The sequence below is a fragment of the Acinetobacter sp. GN11 genome, assembly GCF_054823985.1.
Map to the genome: position 1 here is coordinate 1 of NZ_JRVL01000370.1, position 753 is coordinate 753.

Below are 753 nucleotides of genomic sequence, written 5' to 3' on the forward strand. Positions count from 1 at the left end.
AGTAAATGTGGAGTTGGCTCCTTTCCCTCTGGATTATAACGATTAATAGGGCCTCTCATTTTTTCTGATATTAAATGTAAATTTTTTCTAGCTCTTGATGCCAAGACATATAATATCATTTTCGCATTTATATCTCTATTTGAATCACTAAAATGGGGAACGAACCCATCAAGTAAAGCAAAGCCTATTACCGTATCATATTCCTCTCCTTTAACACCATGAATAGTTGAGACTGTTACCCCATCTCTCTGTTTAAAAACTTTCTTAAAATTTTCAAGAGTCTCTACCCCATTTAAACCTTCAGATGAAAGTCTTTCTAGCTTTTGATAAGAACTTTGAAAAAAAGAATCATAATGGCTCACAAGACAAGGAATAGACTTCCAATCAATATTTAAATCATTAAATAGCTTTGAAAAAAATAACTTTAAATATTCTAAACCATCATTTTCCTGAATTTTGATTGAATTACAAATTCTAAGAAAGCTTTTGTTTGACATATGGCTAATATTTATTCCTAACAACTCAAGATCCTTAAGTATTTCACTACACCACCTCAATCTTCTTATATATATATCTGGCGAGGGTTCTGTTAATGTCAACTTTGAAACTTTGAACCAAAAGTTATCAATGTCTCTAGAAAATGGAGCCATACCCGGTCCATCAAAACTCAAATCAGGATGTTTGACCATAAGCTTTCTAGTAATAACTCCAATATGAATCCAATGTGGGGCTACGACACAAATATCATTAGGA

At 32.3% G+C, this 753-nt stretch carries 1 protein-coding gene; it reads right to left on the reverse strand.

Annotated elements, in window-relative coordinates:
• The coding region (locus NL42_RS19460; protein WP_461313995.1) for a 3'-5' exonuclease at positions 1 to 753 on the reverse strand (753 nt) is incomplete at both ends.